Genomic DNA, 14,995 nt, shown 5'->3' with positions numbered 1-14,995 from the left:
TTGGCGGGGCTGGGGCTCATCGCGCTGATCATCTGGTGGTTCTGGCTATCCTGAAAGAGCACTCCCAGCGTAAGGACCACATCGCTGGGCCAGACAGGCGTGAAGACGGGAAAAGGAGGCAAGACCATGAGCCAAGCGGAATCGCCCACGGGCCCCACTCTCGATCGAGTGCTGGAAACGGCGCTGTATGTGGCCGACATGGCCAAGGCACGACAGTTCTTCGAGTCGGCCCTGGGCCTGTCCCCCTTTACCGCAGACCATCGCTTTACCGCCTATCAGGTGGGGCCCTCGGTACTGTTGTTGTTTCTGGAAGGGGGAACCCTGGAAACCGTCGTACTGCCGGACAACGGGGGCACCATTCCGCCCCACGACGGTCGCGGCTGGGTCCATATGGCCTTTGCCATTCGCCACGCAGAGTTGGCGGCATGGGAGTCCCGACTCCATGCCCATGGTGTCGAGATCGAAGGCCGAACGCGCTGGTCGCGTGGCGGAGAAAGCCTCTACTTCCGAGACCCGGATGGCCATCTGCTGGAACTGGCGACCCCGGGAGTCTGGCCCCATTACTGACGGCGACATCGTTGAGCACCGGGGCGAGCCCCTCACTGTCCCCCCAGGGAACGACCGTTCCACCTCAATCACGGCCGTTCCACCTCAATCACAGCCGTTTCACTTAGCTAGCTGGCGCGGTTCAGGGCTCGACGCTGGCCTGTGCTTGGAAGGTATCAATCGACGGGGTCTGCGTGTTCGACCATCAGCTGCAGGGTTTCGCGCCCACGGTAGCGATTGCGATTGAGCTTGTAAGCACAGTGCAACGTCGACCCCACATCAAAGTCGGGCAGTTGGCCAGGTGTCAGACAGCGAAACCAGATGGCTTTCAGCGTCAGCCCCTGACACGACAGTTCGAGTGACAGGTGACTGCCATCCCCTACTGGCTTGAGCCGCTCCACCACAAAGCGTCCCTCGAACAGGGGTGCCTCGAACTCGCGACCGAAGGGACCGAGCCCCTCGATCTCGACCAGGGTCTCGAGACGTAACTGCTGTTCAGAGAGCTCACCGTCGGTGTCGATACAGGGTACCAATTCCCGCTCGCCCAACTGTTCGCGTACCGCGGTCAGCATCGCAGCTCGAAAAGCGTCGAGACGCGACTGCACCACACCGACTCCAGCCGCACCGCGATGGCCTCCAAAACGGACCAGAGCATCGGGGGCAAGCTGATGGGCACGTTGCAGCGCATCACGCAGATGCAAGGCGTCTACTGAACGCCCGGAACCTGTCAGCATACCGGCTTCTGCCGCAGGAGTGAGCACCAGCGTGGGACGACCATAGGCCTGCACCAGGCGCGATGCGACAATCCCCTGAACGCCAGGATGCCCCTCCTCCAGATGCACGATGATCATCGGGTCATCGGCCTCCAGCGCCACTCTGGCCAATGCCTTGGCATCAGCCACCATCTCCGCCTCGATGGCCTTGCGTGACTGGTTGTCGGCATCCAGCGTCTCAAGATGGCGCCGCGCCACGCTGTCATCGCTGGCCAGCATGAAATGCAACGCGGCGTAAGGATCATCCAGGCGCGAGCGTGCGTTGATGCGGGGCCCCATCTGGAAGCCTAGAGTCTCGGCATCGAAGGGCACGCTATCCGCTCCCAGCCGCTCGGCCATCACTCGCCAGCACGGCTCGCCCATGCGATTGATCACGGCCAGACCGTGACGAACCACGGCACGATTGATGGCGCTTGCGCCCAGGGAGACACAATCGGCCACCGTGCCCAAGGCCACATAGGACAGCCAGGGCGACAGCTTGGGCGTCGACGGTGACAGCACCGCCTGCTCGATCAATGCCTGGCGCGTCAGCGACATCAACAGCCACGCCACCATGCAGCCGGCGATGGTGGCATCGGGATAGTCACAGTCCTGTCGGGTCGGGTTGACCGTGGCATAGGCCGACGGCGGCGGACCCTCCACGGGCAATGCGTGGTGGTCGCTCACCACCACGTCAATGCCGGCCTGCTTCAGCCGGGCAATACGCGCTTCATCACTACTGCCGCAATCGGCGGTGATCACCAGGCTTGGGCGGGGACTGAGCCGCAGGGTGCGCTCCACCAGCGGCAGGCTGATGCCATACCCATCATGAATGCGGTGACCAATCAGGCTGTGAAGTCGTGATGCCGGTACGCCAAACAGCTCGTTCAAGGTGCGCCGGATCACCACGTGTGACGTGATGCCGTCGACATCGTAGTCGGTAAGAATACCGATATGCTCCCCTTCGGCCACCGCCCTGGCGATGCGCTCGGCGGCACGCGGAGCATCGGCCAGGCGTTCAGGGTGTACCAGGTAGCGCAGACTGGGATCGACCAGGGGCTCGAGCTCACCTTCGTAGTCCACCAGGCGGCCAGCCAGCAGGCGTGCCTGCAGCTCGGACAGGCCGGCGTCCAGGCCCTGACGGTAGAGGGATTCATTGCGCTGACGGCGCTGTATTCTCGGGCGTGGCTCGACAAAGGGGCGCGGGGCACTGTCGATCACAGAAGACTCAGACATCGGACTCTCGGGATATGGGGGTAGGTGACGTTCCGGCGTCGCTCCGGGGTCAGCGGGGCACGTCGGCCCCTCGGCAGGTCAGCCACTCCCTCAGCAGGCGACGCCGGCACCACCACTGGGTATCTCGATGGTGGTGCCGACGTTCGGACGCGATAGGCGTCATCGGCCTCAGCTGATCGGCAGCATCACATGTTCGCGGTAGGCGCTGCGCTGGGTCAGCTTGCCGTACCAGGCCTCCAGGTGGGGAAGCGTGGGGCGTTCGATGTCCAGCTCAAACCACAGATAGACATAGGCCCCCAACGGAATATCGGCCAGGCCAAAGGCATCGCCCGATAGCCAGGGTTGCTTGGCCAGCACCCCGTCCGCCAGGCGCAGTGCTTTTTCGAACCCCGACAGCCCGCGCTCGATCGCGGCATCATCACGGGTCTCGGGCGTTCCCCGCACCAGGTTCATGATGAGGTCACGATAGGGCCCCGCCAGGCTGGCCAGGGCCCAGTCCATCCACATGCCCGAGCGACCGCGCTCGGCGGGAGTCGCCGTGTTCAGCTGAACGTTACCGTAGGCATCCGCCAGGTAGCGCACGATTGCATTGGACTCCCACAGGACGAGGTCGCCGTCTTCGAGGCAGGGAATCAGCCCGTTCGGATTCTTGGCCAGATAGTCCGGCGTATCCAGCCCTCCGAAAGGCCCTCCCACGTCGATCCGTTCGAGCGTGATACCGAGCTCGGCGGCACACCACATGGGCTTCTTCACGTTGACCGAATTGCTGCGTCCCCAAAGCTTCATGATTGTCTCCCTGGCGAAACGGAATGGTCGAAGCAAGATCCTCGCCTCGACCGGAACGGGCAAGCCTAGCGGCGGCGATGCTCGGCCACGAAGGCCTGTACCGCTTCGAGTCTAGCGGGAAGCACCTCGTAGCGTTCCTCACGCTCCAGCAGGTCTTCCATATGTGGCGGAAGCGGCACACCAGGGAAGCCCGCCTTGACCACTGCCTCGGCGAACTTGGCCGGATGGGCCGTCGCCAGGGTAATCATCGGCGTGGCGGCATCCCTGCGCTCGCGCTCGGCGGCACGGTAGCCTGTCGCGGTATGCGGGTCGAGAATTTCCTGGGTCCGGTGATGAGCCTCGCGGATCACCTCCAGAATGGTAGCGTCATCGACGCTATGGCTGGCAAAAATGTCGCGCAGTCGGCCCAGGGGCGCGTCGGCCAACGCGGTCGGCTCCTGCTGGAAGCGTGTGAGCAGCGCATCGACGGCTGCGCCGTCCCGCTCGTAGGCTTCAAACAGCAGACGCTCGAAGTTGGACGACACCACGATGTCCATGGACGGTGCCAGGGTGGCCAGCAGGTCCTTCTTGGAGAAGTCATTGTCGGCCAGGGTGCGGTGAAGAATGTCGTTGGCGTTGGTCGCGATGATGAATTGCTTGACCGGCAGTCCCATGCGATATGCCACATAGCCGGCAAAGACATTGCCAAAGTTGGCCGAGGGCACGCAGAAGCTGACCTGGCGCTGGGGCGCCCCGACGGCCACCGCCGACGCCACGTAATACACCACCTGGGCCATGATACGCGCCCAGTTGATCGAGTTGACGGCTACCAGCCTAGTCCCCTCGAGGAAGCTCTGGTCAGCGAAGCTCGCCTTGACCATGGCCTGGGCGTCATCGAAGTTGCCTTCGATAGCGACATTGAAGACGTTGTCGGCCAGCACCGTGGTCATCTGGCGGCGCTGCACCTCCGACACCCGGTTGTGGGGGTGAAGAATGAAGATATCCAGGTTGTCACAGTGGCGGCAGCCTTCAATGGCCGCAGAGCCGGTATCCCCGGACGTGGCGCCCATGATCACCGCGCGCTCGCCGCGCTTCTGCAGGAAGTGATCGAGAATGCGGCCCAACAGCTGCAGTGCCACGTCCTTGAACGCCAGCGTCGGCCCGTGGAACAACTCCAGCAGGAAGTGGTTGGCATCCAGCTGGTTGAGCGGGACGACCGCATCGTGGCTGAAGGTGGCGTAGGCGTCCCGGACCAGGCCGCGGAAGGTGTCGTCGTCGATCTCACCGCCGACAAACGGCTTCATCACACGGAAGGCGATCTCGGCATAGGAGAGACCGGCCATGTCGGCCAGATCATCCGCGCTGAGTTGGGGAAAGTCCTCGGGCACGTAAAGGCCGCCATCGGTGGCCATGCCGGTGAGAACGACATCTTCAAAGGACAGCGCGGGCGCCTGCCCACGGGTGCTGATATAGCGCATCTTGTGATTCCTTGCCGCCGCTGCAGCGCGGCCTGAGGGGTCCAGCGAAGCGCCATGGGGCATGGCCGCGGCCGCCCCATGGACATCGTCAATCCTGCTCGTCGAGGCTCTCGACACGGATTCGGGTCACCGAACCCGCGATGTCGGCCAGGGCCTCGATCCGGCGGATGGCCTCGTTCATCTGCTTCTCGAGGGTGCGGTGCGTCATCAGGATAATCGGCACCAGCTCACCTTCGGTCGCTTCCTTCTGGATCAGCGCCTCGATGGAGATGCCTTCCTCGGACAGGATGGTGGCCACCCGAGCCAGCACCCCGGGACGATCAACCGCCAGCAGTCGCAGATAGTAGGCGGTGGTGATCTCCTCCATCGGCATGATCGGCAGCTCGTCACAATCGTCGCTGACGCCGCTGAAGGCCAGGTAGGGGGTCCGGTAGCGGTGCTCGGTGGAGATATCGCGGGCAACGTCCAGCAAGTCCGCGACCACGGCAGAGGCGGTCGGTTCGTCGCCGGCACCGGCGCCGTAATACAGGGTCGGGCCTACCGCATCCCCCATCACCGCGATGGCGTTCTTCACGCCGTGCACGCTGGCCAGCAGGCGCTCCTTGGGGATCAGGGTCGGATGCACCCGCAGCTCAAGGCCACAGCCGGTGCGCTTGGAAATCCCCAGGTGCTTGATGATGTAGCCCAGGTTATCGGCCTGCTCGACGTCCTCTGCGGTGATCCGCGAGATACCTTCGGTGTAGGCCTTTTCGAACTGCAGCGGCACGCCGTAGGCGATCGACGCCAGAATGGTCAGCTTGTGCGCGGCATCGATGCCCTCGACGTCGAAGGTCGGGTCCGCCTCGGCATAGCCAAGCGCCTGGGCCTCGGCCAGCACATCTTCAAAGGCACGGCCTTCGTCGCGCATGTGGGTCAGGATGTAGTTGCCGGTACCGTTGATGATGCCAGCCACCCAGCTGATGCGGTTGGCCCCAAGACCTTCACGCAGGGACTTGATGACCGGGATGCCGCCGGCCACCGCCGCTTCGAACGCCACAATCACGCCCTTGTCGTGGGCGGCCTTGAAGATCTCGTTGCCGTGCACGGCGATCAGCGCCTTGTTGGCCGTCACCACGTGCTTGCCATTGTCGATCGCCGTCATGACCAGGTCACGCGCCACCTCGTAGCCACCGATCAGCTCGACCACCACGTCCACGTTCGGGTTGGTCGCGACTTCGAAGACATCCTTGGTGGTACGGATACCGGTAAGATCACAGTCGGGGTTGATGCTGCGATGGGCGACCTGCTCAATGACAAGCGGACGCCCTGCCCTGCGGGCAATTTCATCGGCGTTTCGTGTCAGTACGTTGAAGGTACCGCCGCCGACGGTACCTAGCCCACAGATTCCCACTCTTACCGGTTTCAATGTCATTCTCCCTTACTCGCTGCCGCCACGGGCGGCAGTTGTGTCAGCGATGCGTGGTGGCCCGAATCTGCGTCGAGCCTTGTCGATGCGGGAGGCACCGGCCGCGCCAGCGCTCCCGCTCATTATTGGTCCGTCTTGCAGACAGCTGGCGATCAGCCGTCGATGCCCAGGCGTTCGGCCAGGCGCTCCGCCGGAACGTAGCCAGGCACCATGGTGCCGTCCGGCAACACGATGGCAGGCGTCCCCTGGACCCCGAGTTCAAGCCCCAGATGATACTGCTGCTCGACCGGATTGTCGCAGCTTGCAGCGTCGCTCGGAACCTCTCCCTCTTTGGCCGCGGTCATGGCTTCAGAGCGATTGTCGCTACACCACACCTGAGTGAGCTGACGCGCGCCCTCGCTCTGCATGCCGCCGCGCGGGAAGGCCAGATAGTTGACCTGAATCCCCAGCTCGTTCAAGCGCGGCACCTCTTCGTGCAGCTTGCGGCAATAGGGGCAGGTCGAATCGGTAAAGACGTGGATGGTGGCCTTCGGCTCGTCCACCCCACGGTAGACGATCTGGTCGGACTCGGCGACGGCGGCCAGACGCTCGGCGCGGCTGGCGTTGCGGCTCTGCTCGGACAAGTTGACCAGGCCGTCCTCGGCATTCTCGTAGAGATCGCCCACCAGAAAATGGCTACCGCTGGCGTTGGTGTAGAACGTTTCACCGGTTTCCAGACGAACCTCGTAGATCCCGCTCATCGGGGTGTCGAGCACTTGGCTCACCGGCATCTTCTGGCCATTCACGGACAGCTCGTTGAGCGCAGCGGGCGGCGCGGCAACGGCACTGCCGGCGGCCAGGGACGTGGCGAGCAGCGTGGCGGGAAGCACGCTGGTCAGCAGGGTCGCGAAGGAGGGGCGATTCATGAGTCAGCCTCGAGGATGATGATCGGCATGCAGGGCTTCCAGTCGCGCCTGCGCCACATGGGTGTATATCTGGGTCGTCGACAGGTCCGAGTGCCCCAGCAGCATCTGTACGACACGCAAGTTTGCCCCATGATTCAAAAGATGGGTGGCAAAGGCATGCCTCAGTGTATGGGGAGAGAGGGGGCGGTCGATACCCGCAACACTGGCGTAATGCTTGATTCGGTGCCAAAAGGTCTGGCGCGTCATGGCGTTGTCCCGCCTTCCGGGAAACAGCGCTGGCTTCTGGATATCGCTCATCAGTTCAGATCTGCCCTGGCGCAGATAGCGTTCCAGCCAGTCGCATGCCTCTTCGCCCAACGGCACCAGCCTGTCCTTCTGGCCCTTTCCGCGCACGCGCACCACGCCTTGCCGCAGGTTGATGGCGTCTGTGGTCAGGCCGATCAGCTCGCTGACCCTGAGCCCAGCACCGTACAGCACCTCAAGCATGGCCCGGTCGCGTAAGCCCAGGGCGGCGGTCACATCTGGCGCCTGCAGCAGGCGCTCGACCTCGTCCTCATCCAGGGTATCCGGCAACGCGGGACGCACCCGGGGCAGACGCACCTTGACCAACGGGTCCTCGTCGATCAGGCCTTCCGCCAGGGCCCAGCGGTAGAACCGCCGGAGACTCGACAACAGCCTGGCATTGCTGCTGAGCTGATAGCCTGCCTCGCGGCGCTGATCCAACCAGGCCGGCAGACTCACCGCCCCCGGTGCCAACAGCGTCAGAGCGGCCTCGTCCAACCAGGCCTGCCAGGCCTCGAGGTCATGACGATAGGCACTCAGGGTATGGTCGCTCACCCCTTGTTCCAGCCACAGGGTGTCGAGAAAGGTGTCGATGATCTGACCGTGGCCTGCGCTCATTGCCTGCCTCGCTGCCTGGGCGACCGGACGAATGCCAGGGCCTCAATGCACAAACACCCCGCCCCACAGAGGTGGTGACGGGGTGTCGGGAGAGGGAGGAAGGTCCTCCCTCGGACTGACTGACGCTTAGGGGAAACACTGCATAAATGCCTGCGCGGACGAATCGCTGCGTTGCGCGCTGCTCGAACTCCTCACCTATACCGCATAGGCTCCGGGTTCTGCGCTGCGGGCGCCTGGCGCCTCAATCCGCTCGGCTGATGTATTCAGCGCTTCCTCAGGCGTCTTAGGCCAGCTTTTCCTTGATACGTGCAGACTTGCCGCTACGCTCACGGAGGTAGTACAGCTTGGCCTGACGCACGTCACCGCGACGCTTGACGCTGATGGAGTCAACCAGCGGACTGTAGGTCTGGAAAGTACGCTCGACGCCAACACCGTGGGAAATCTTGCGCACGGTGAAAGCGGAGTTCAGACCGCGGTTACGCTTGCCAATGACAACGCCCTCGAACGCCTGCAGACGCTCGCGGTTACCTTCCTTGACCTTGACCTGAACGACGATAGTGTCGCCCGGGGCAAAGTCCGGCACCTGCTTGCTCATCTGCTCGGCTTCGAGCGCCTGGATCACCTTGTTCTTGCTGCTCATTTCACTTGCTCCTGAAATCGTTGTGATCCATCGATCGGTCGTGGATGCCGATGGATCGTGATCCCGGCACTCGAAGCTCGAGCGCTCGGGTCGTTGATGACGCAGGTCCGTCAGCGGCGATTGGCCGCCCGGTCGACCTCGTGACCGTCGTCCTGCACCTCCGCCTTGTCGGCGTATTCGTCGATGAACTCGTTCAACAGACGCTGCTGCTCCTTTGACAGAGCCCTGCCCTCGAGCAGGTCAGGCCGTCTCAACCAGGTACGCCCCAGGGACTGCTTCATTCGCCACTGGCGAATCTGTCCATGGTGACCGCTGAGCAGCACATCCGGCACCTTGCGTCCGTCGATTTCCTCCGGACGGGTATAGTGCGGACAGTCCAGCAGACCGTCATTGAAGGAGTCCTCGACTGCGGAATCCTGATGCCCCAGTACACCCGGCACCAGCCTTGCCGCGGTGTCGATCAGCACCATGGCCGGGAGTTCACCTCCACTCAGCACATAGTCGCCAATGGACCACTCCTCATCGATGTCCGCTTCGACCACACGTTCATCGATGCCTTCATAGCGTCCTGCCACTACCACCAGGGGCGGGCCTGACGCCAACTCGCGCGCGCCCTGTTGATCCAGCCTGCGGCCCTGGGGCGACAGATAGATCACTCGGGGTCGCTGCCCGGTCGCGACGTGCGCCCGGTCGCGAGCAGCGTGGATTGCACAACGCAGGGTGTCGACCTTCATCAGCATCCCCGGACCTCCGCCGTAAGGGCGGTCGTCCACGGTACGATGGCGGTCGGTGGCGTAGTCCCGGGGATTCCAGAACTCCAGCGTCACCTGGCCTTTGTCTACAGCCCTGCCGGTCACACCGTGGCGAGTGATCGCCTCGAACATGTCCGGAAAGAGTGACACCACCCCAATCCACATCTCACTGATCTCCCGTCAACGCGCTGCTTGATCGCCAGGCGATCAAAACTCCGGGTCCCAGTCGACCAGTATGTCCCCCGCACCCAGGTCGACGCGCTTGATCACGTCATCGGGCAGATAGGGGAGAAGACGTTCACGGTCGTCCGGAGCATCGCTACCCTTCACGACCATCACGTCATTGGCACCGGTCTCGAACAGATAAGCCACCTTGCCCAGCACAACCCCCTCGAGGGTCACGACCCGCAGGCCTTCCAGCTGGTGCCAGTAGTACTCTTCACTGTCGAGCTCGGGCAGGTCCTGCTTGGCCAGCAGAATGTCCGCCCCGGCCATCACTTCGGCCCGGTCACGGTCATCGATGCCTTCCAGCTGGGCGACCAGCCCTTGTCCCTGCTTGCGCCCCTGCTTGAGGCGGTGGCGTGAAAGCTGTCCGTCATGACGGACCACCCACTCGGCATAATCAAGAATGCCTTCCATGGGCGAGGTGTACGAATACACCTTCATCCAGCCCTTGATGCCGTAAGGACTGGTCAGCTTGCCCAGCACGACGTAATCATCGCTGTGGCGATCGTCTTGCGCCGCTGGCGACGCGTTGTTGCCTTGGGGCGATGCCATCTGGGTCAAACCTCATTCACACCGGGACTGTCACAGGCAAGGCGTTCGCCTCAGGCCTGCTTGCGTGCTTCCTTGACCAGCTCGGCAACGCGATCAGACAGCTGCGCGCCCTGAGACTGCCAGTGAGCAATGCGATCCAGGTCGATGCGCAGACGCTCTTCCTGACCACGTGCTACCGGGTTGAAGAAGCCCAGACGCTCGATGAAACGGCCATCACGGGCATTGCGGGAGTCGGTCACGGCGAGGTGGTAGAAGGGACGCTTCTTGGCGCCACCACGTGCCAGACGAATGGTAACCATACGTTGACTGTCCTTCGGTTGGGATTTTACGGATAACGGCGACGGACGGGTCTGCCACCGATGTTTTGCTCACGACGAGGGCCGCGCCAATGCACGGTCCTCGAACGAAGAGGCAGTATTCTACGGAAAACCGCCCCCCTTGGGAACCTTTTTTGCCTCACCGGCCTTGACGGCCGGCACCGGCAGGAGCAGGTATCAATGCGGTCTCAGCGCCAGGGCATGCCGCCGGGGCCGCCCATTCCGCCCATACCACCGGGACCGCCTGGGCCACCGCCACCCATCATTCCGGACATGCCTCTCATCATTTTCTGCATGCCGCCCTTCTTGCCTGCCTTCTTCATCATCTTCTGCATCTGCTTGTGCTGCTTCAGCAAGCGGTTGAGGTCGGGCACCTGCAAGCCCGCACCGGCAGCGATACGGCGCTTGCGCGACCCGTTGATGATGTCAGGGTTGCGGCGCTCCTTGGGGGTCATCGAGTTGATCAGGGCCTCAAGCTTGCCCAGCTCCTTCTCGGGTCCAGGGCCCTGAGCCATATCGGCCATCTGCCCCATGCCCGGCAACTTGCCCAGCAGTCCGCTCATGCCGCCCATCTTCTTGAGCTGCTGCAGCTGTTCACGAAAGTCCTCAAGGTCAAAGCCCTGGCCTTTCTTGACCTTCTTGGCGAGCTGTTCGGCCTTGCCCTTGTCGACGGTACGCTCGGCTTCCTCGATCAGGGACAGCACATCCCCCATGCCGAGAATGCGCGAGGCCACCCGGTCCGGATGGAACGGCTCGAGGGCATCGACCTTTTCGCCCACCCCCATGAACTTGATCGGGCGCCCCGTCACGTGGCGCACCGACAGCGCCGCACCGCCACGGGCATCACCGTCGGCCTTGGTCAACACCACGCCGGTAAGCGGCAGGGCGTCGGCAAAGGCGCGGGCCGTATTGGCAGCATCCTGGCCGGTCATGGAGTCGACCACGAACAGCGTCTCTGACGGCTCGATGGCCTGATGGAGACCCTTGATCTCCTCCATCATGGCTTCGTCGATGGCCAAACGGCCGGCGGTATCGACCAGCACGACGTCGTGGAACTGGATCTTGGCGTGCTTCAGGGCGGCGTTGGCGATGTCCACCGGCGCCTGGTCCGAGCGAGACGGAAAGAAATCGACGTCGACTTCCTTGGCCAATGTCTCGAGCTGGTCGATGGCCGCCGGACGATAGACGTCGGTGGATACCACCAGCACCTTTTTCTTCTCACGCTCGCGCAGGTACTTGCCGAGCTTGGCCACGGAGGTGGTCTTACCCGCCCCCTGCAGACCCGCCATCAGCACGACCGCGGGCGTCCCCTTGAGAGAAAGCCCTTCATTGGCCTCCCCCATGGTGACTTCGAGCTCTTGCTGGACGATCTTGATGAACTGCTGGCCCGGCGACAGGCTGCGCGACACTTCCTGGCCGACAGCGCGCTCACGCACGCGTTCGATGAACGCCTTGACCACGGGCAGCGCGACATCGGCCTCGAGCAGCGCCTTGCGCACCTCGCGCAGGGTGTCCTTGATGTTATCGTCGGTCAGGCGGGCCTGGCCCTTGATCGACTTCAGCGTCTGGGAAAGACGCTCGCTCAAGTTCTGAAACATGGAACTCTCCAAAATACGCGGAATGCGTTGGCCTCGTGCGCGACGCGACATGGCTGGTGCGACCGGCCTTACGCGCCTCGCAAACCACCCTCCGAGGCGGCCGCATGCCTGCGCGGCCTTGACGTTGGGGCAAATTATACGCCTTGTGGCGCCGACTCTCCATGCGCTGACTCGTGACCGGTCTCGCATCACCTCTGCTGACGGGGAGCCCCGCTGGTTGGCGTTGACGACCAGCGCCAGACGCCCTGACTCTGTTGGCTGGCTCTATTGACTGGCTCTGCTGACTGGCTCTGTCGACTGACACTGGCAGCCCAGTCCAGGCCACCAGGTCGTGGCGCACGGCCCCTGGCTGTCAGAAGAGGTACGATCCGGTATAGTCATTGCCAGGGGACAGGGAGAGCGCCCTGCCCCGACGGTTCACTTCTTACCCATTGGCGCCAGCGTGGCGCACGGACAGCACAGCATGCAGGCGTTACCTCTGGCCCTACTGGCCTTTGTCTTTTATCTGGCAGCCGCTTCCTGGCAAGGCTTGACGCTGATTCGCCGAGTTCCCCCTCGCGATCTTCTGGTGCGCAGCTTTGGCACCCTGGCTGCCGCCTTGCACCTGGTCGTGGCGGGAGGCCTTATCGGGCTGGAAGGCTCGATGCTGCCTGGCCTGTCCACCAGCGCCGTGCTGGTGACAGCGCTGGCCGTCGTCGTCCTGCTCGGCGCCAGCCTGTTCAAGCCGGTGCTCAATATCGCCGCGGTGCTGTTCCCCTTTGCCGGCATCGTGTTGCTGCTGGGCATCGAGCTCCCGACACCCACCGGGCAGAACGGTATGACGCCGGGTATCGCCTTTCACGCTGTCAGCTCCGCCCTCGCCTTTGCCGTACTGGCCATCGCTGCCTTGCAGGCGATTTTGGTGGGCATTCAGAACAAGGCGCTGAAACACCACAAGATACGCGGAGTGGTGCAGGCGCTGCCGCCCCTCACCACCATGGAGCGGGTATTGTTCGAGATGATCTGGGTTGGCCAGGCCTTGCTGACCCTGGCCATCGCCAGCGGCGTTGTGTTCCTCGACAACATGTTTGCCCAACACCTGGTCCACAAGACGGTCCTGTCACTGCTGGCGTGGCTGGTGTTCGCAGTCCTGCTGCTGTGTCACTATCGCCTGGGGTGGCGGGGCATGCGTGCGGTTCGCTGGACCCTAGGGGGCTACCTGGCCCTGTTGCTCGCCTATTTCGGAAGCAAGTTTGTGCTGGAAATCCTGCTCGCGCACAGTTGATGGCAGGACTATCACCCCGACGCTGACCACCAAGAATAAAGAGTGCTACAAACATGGGGTTAGGCCTAAACATCCGGCATCCCGCCAGGGCCTTGGTACGGCCTGACAAGGCCTGCGAGGGTGACGCACCCGTCCTTGCCGTGACGGGGGCGACCTTGACACTCCCTGAGCGACCCCCTACAACTCGTCCCTTACCCGCGACCAAGGATCCAACGTCTTGAACGACGACTTTCCGGTAGGCCTGCTGTTCGGCCTGCTCTTTCTGCTGATTACCCTGTCGGGCTTCTTCTCCAGCTCCGAGACGGGAATGATGTCGATCAACCGCTACCGGCTAAGCCACCAGGCCAACAGCGGACAACGCAACGCCAAGCGCGTCCTGCGCCTGCTGGCACGGCCAGACAGGCTGATTGGCGTCATCCTGATCGGTAACAACTTCGTCAACAACCTGGCGGCGTCGATTGCCACCATCATCGCCATTCACTTCTTCGGCGATGTCAGCGGCCCGGCCATTTCAACGGCCATCCTCACCATCGTGGTGCTGATCTTCGCCGAGGTCACGCCCAAGACCTTTGCCGCCGTCAAACCCGAGCGCATTGCCTACCCGGCGTCGATGATCCTCGAGCCCCTGCTCAAGCTCCTGTACCCGCTGGTATGGGTGGTCAACGTGATCTCCAATGGACTGCTCAGGCTCCTTGGCGTCAAGAGCATTGACGGCAGCGGCGACCACTTGACCCGCGACGAGCTCCGCACGGTCGTGCACGAAGCAGGCACCCTGATCCCCCACCGCCACCAGGCCATGCTGCTGTCCATTCTGGACCTTGAGAATGTCACGGTGAACGACATCATGGTCCCGCGTCATGAGGTGGTGGGCATCGATCTGGACGACAGTCTGGAAGATATCCTGACCCAGATCCGCACCAGCCAGCATACGCGACTGCCGGTATTCAAGGGCGACATCAACAACATCATCGGCATGCTGCACCTGCGCAATGCCGCACGTTTTCTGTCCCGGCCCGAAGTGACCAAGGCGGCCATCGTTCAAGAAGCGCGGGAACCCTACTTCATCCCCGAATCAACGCCGCTGCACACGCAGCTGCTGAACTTCCAGAAGCAGAAACGCCGCATCGGCATCGTCGTGGACGAGTACGGTGACGTGGAGGGGCTGGTAACGCTGGAAGATATCCTCGAGGAGATCGTCGGGGAGTTCACCACTGACGTGGCCGGCCAGGAGCAGGACATGCTGCCCCAGAGTGACGGCAGCCATGTGATCGACGGCACCGCCAACATTCGCGATATCAACAAGTCGCTGGGGTGGCATCTGCCCACGGATGGCCCGAAAACGCTCAACGGCGTCATCCTTGAGCACCTGGAATCCTTCCCCGACGGCCCCGCTTGTCTGCAGATCGGCAATATCCGCATGGAAATTCTCGAGATGCGCGACAACCTGATCACCTCGGTCTGCTGCTGGCCCAGCACCCGCCGCGTGCTTAGCGATACCGACGCCTGAGACAGGCCCGCGACAACAACGCAGCCAGAAAGGGACGGCCATGGCCGTCCCTTTGCGTTTCTACCAGCGCCTTTGCCAGAGGACCCGCAACAGCGAGCCCCGATGGAGGGCGACCGCTCAGCCCCGATGGAGGGCGGCCGCTCAGCCTCAATG

14 protein-coding genes are annotated in these 14,995 nt (G+C 63.0%); 3 read left to right on the top strand and 11 right to left on the bottom strand.

Annotated features, from left to right (window positions below):
* Window positions 1-126: 126 nt before the first annotated feature.
* On the top strand, window positions 127-567 hold the full coding sequence (locus KUV86_RS13525) for a VOC family protein (protein WP_206940423.1): 441 nt from the start codon (window positions 127-129) through the stop codon (window positions 565-567).
* A 155-nt stretch (window positions 568-722) separates the two neighbouring features.
* Here KUV86_RS13525 and recJ read toward each other — a convergent pair whose 3' ends face one another.
* The 11 genes from recJ to ffh all read right to left on the bottom strand — a co-directional run bounded on the left by recJ (window position 723) and on the right by ffh (window position 12,071).
* Window positions 723-2,534 (bottom strand): single-stranded-DNA-specific exonuclease RecJ, encoded by a 1,812-nt coding sequence (gene recJ / locus KUV86_RS13520; protein ID WP_222485155.1) that lies wholly within the window; start codon window positions 2,532-2,534, stop codon window positions 723-725.
* Window positions 2,535-2,702: 168 nt separating this feature from the next.
* Complete coding sequence (locus KUV86_RS13515) at window positions 2,703-3,320, bottom strand: glutathione S-transferase family protein (RefSeq protein WP_222485154.1); 618 nt, start codon at window positions 3,318-3,320, stop codon at window positions 2,703-2,705.
* A 65-nt stretch (window positions 3,321-3,385) separates the two neighbouring features.
* On the bottom strand, window positions 3,386-4,777 hold the full coding sequence (thrC, locus tag KUV86_RS13510) for a threonine synthase (RefSeq protein ID WP_206940429.1): 1,392 nt from the start codon (window positions 4,775-4,777) through the stop codon (window positions 3,386-3,388).
* An 88-nt stretch (window positions 4,778-4,865) separates the two neighbouring features.
* Window positions 4,866-6,182 carry a homoserine dehydrogenase gene (locus KUV86_RS13505; protein WP_206940846.1) on the bottom strand — a complete coding sequence of 439 codons (1,317 nt, stop codon included), beginning with the start codon at window positions 6,180-6,182 and terminating at the stop codon, window positions 4,866-4,868.
* Between the two features lie 152 nt (window positions 6,183-6,334).
* Entirely contained in the window at window positions 6,335-7,087 is a 753-nt protein-coding gene (locus KUV86_RS13500; RefSeq protein ID WP_206940432.1) for a DsbC family protein, read from the bottom strand.
* 3 nt (window positions 7,088-7,090) lie between these two features.
* Window positions 7,091-7,987, bottom strand: coding sequence for a site-specific tyrosine recombinase XerD (xerD, locus tag KUV86_RS13495; RefSeq protein ID WP_222485153.1), 897 nt, complete (start codon window positions 7,985-7,987; stop codon window positions 7,091-7,093).
* A gap of 283 nt (window positions 7,988-8,270) precedes the next feature.
* The gene (gene rplS / locus KUV86_RS13490) at window positions 8,271-8,627 is read right to left on the bottom strand and encodes a 50S ribosomal protein L19 (RefSeq protein WP_045991330.1); all 357 of its coding nucleotides are present in this window, start codon (window positions 8,625-8,627) and stop codon (window positions 8,271-8,273) included.
* Window positions 8,628-8,737: 110 nt separating this feature from the next.
* Window positions 8,738-9,544, bottom strand: a complete 807-nt coding sequence (gene trmD, locus KUV86_RS13485; protein WP_206940436.1) for a tRNA (guanosine(37)-N1)-methyltransferase TrmD — start codon at window positions 9,542-9,544, stop codon at window positions 8,738-8,740.
* Window positions 9,545-9,586: 42 nt separating this feature from the next.
* The gene (gene rimM, locus KUV86_RS13480) at window positions 9,587-10,156 is read right to left on the bottom strand and encodes a ribosome maturation factor RimM (protein ID WP_206940438.1); all 570 of its coding nucleotides are present in this window, start codon (window positions 10,154-10,156) and stop codon (window positions 9,587-9,589) included.
* A gap of 50 nt (window positions 10,157-10,206) precedes the next feature.
* Window positions 10,207-10,455: a 30S ribosomal protein S16 gene (gene rpsP / locus KUV86_RS13475; RefSeq protein ID WP_206940440.1), complete on the bottom strand. Its 249-nt coding sequence runs from the start codon at window positions 10,453-10,455 to the stop codon at window positions 10,207-10,209.
* Between the two features lie 206 nt (window positions 10,456-10,661).
* Window positions 10,662-12,071: a signal recognition particle protein gene (ffh, locus tag KUV86_RS13470; protein ID WP_206940442.1), complete on the bottom strand. Its 1,410-nt coding sequence runs from the start codon at window positions 12,069-12,071 to the stop codon at window positions 10,662-10,664.
* A 463-nt stretch (window positions 12,072-12,534) separates the two neighbouring features.
* On the opposite strand from ffh, the gene KUV86_RS13465 reads away from it, so the two are divergent.
* Window positions 12,535-13,335: an inner membrane protein YpjD gene (locus tag KUV86_RS13465; RefSeq protein ID WP_222164013.1), complete on the top strand. Its 801-nt coding sequence runs from the start codon at window positions 12,535-12,537 to the stop codon at window positions 13,333-13,335.
* A 217-nt stretch (window positions 13,336-13,552) separates the two neighbouring features.
* The gene (locus tag KUV86_RS13460) at window positions 13,553-14,842 is read left to right on the top strand and encodes an HlyC/CorC family transporter (protein WP_206940453.1); all 1,290 of its coding nucleotides are present in this window, start codon (window positions 13,553-13,555) and stop codon (window positions 14,840-14,842) included.
* Window positions 14,843-14,995: the final 153 nt, after the last annotated feature.

The organism is Halomonas sp. DP8Y7-3, assembly GCF_019801675.1.
Classification (GTDB): domain Bacteria; phylum Pseudomonadota; class Gammaproteobacteria; order Pseudomonadales; family Halomonadaceae; genus Halomonas; species Halomonas litopenaei_A.
Note: the sequence above shows the minus strand (reverse complement) of the source record. Positions and strands in the feature narration are given on the sequence as shown.

What these genes read in the sequence shown, in the direction of transcription:
- KUV86_RS13465 (WP_222164013.1), top strand. Translation starts at nt 12,535, where the DNA reads ATGCAGGCGTTACCTCTGGCCCTACTGGCCTTTGTCTTTTATCTGGCA.
- rpsP (WP_206940440.1), bottom strand. Translation starts at nt 10,455, where the DNA reads ATGGTTACCATTCGTCTGGCACGTGGTGGCGCCAAGAAGCGTCCCTTC.
- KUV86_RS13500 (WP_206940432.1), bottom strand. Translation starts at nt 7,087, where the DNA reads ATGAATCGCCCCTCCTTCGCGACCCTGCTGACCAGCGTGCTTCCCGCC.
- trmD (WP_206940436.1), bottom strand. Translation starts at nt 9,544, where the DNA reads ATGTGGATTGGGGTGGTGTCACTCTTTCCGGACATGTTCGAGGCGATC.
- ffh (WP_206940442.1), bottom strand. Translation starts at nt 12,071, where the DNA reads ATGTTTCAGAACTTGAGCGAGCGTCTTTCCCAGACGCTGAAGTCGATC.
- recJ (WP_222485155.1), bottom strand. Translation starts at nt 2,534, where the DNA reads ATGTCTGAGTCTTCTGTGATCGACAGTGCCCCGCGCCCCTTTGTCGAG.
- rimM (WP_206940438.1), bottom strand. Translation starts at nt 10,156, where the DNA reads ATGGCATCGCCCCAAGGCAACAACGCGTCGCCAGCGGCGCAAGACGAT.
- thrC (WP_206940429.1), bottom strand. Translation starts at nt 4,777, where the DNA reads ATGCGCTATATCAGCACCCGTGGGCAGGCGCCCGCGCTGTCCTTTGAA.
- xerD (WP_222485153.1), bottom strand. Translation starts at nt 7,987, where the DNA reads ATGAGCGCAGGCCACGGTCAGATCATCGACACCTTTCTCGACACCCTG.
- KUV86_RS13525 (WP_206940423.1), top strand. Translation starts at nt 127, where the DNA reads ATGAGCCAAGCGGAATCGCCCACGGGCCCCACTCTCGATCGAGTGCTG.
- KUV86_RS13515 (WP_222485154.1), bottom strand. Translation starts at nt 3,320, where the DNA reads ATGAAGCTTTGGGGACGCAGCAATTCGGTCAACGTGAAGAAGCCCATG.
- rplS (WP_045991330.1), bottom strand. Translation starts at nt 8,627, where the DNA reads ATGAGCAGCAAGAACAAGGTGATCCAGGCGCTCGAAGCCGAGCAGATG.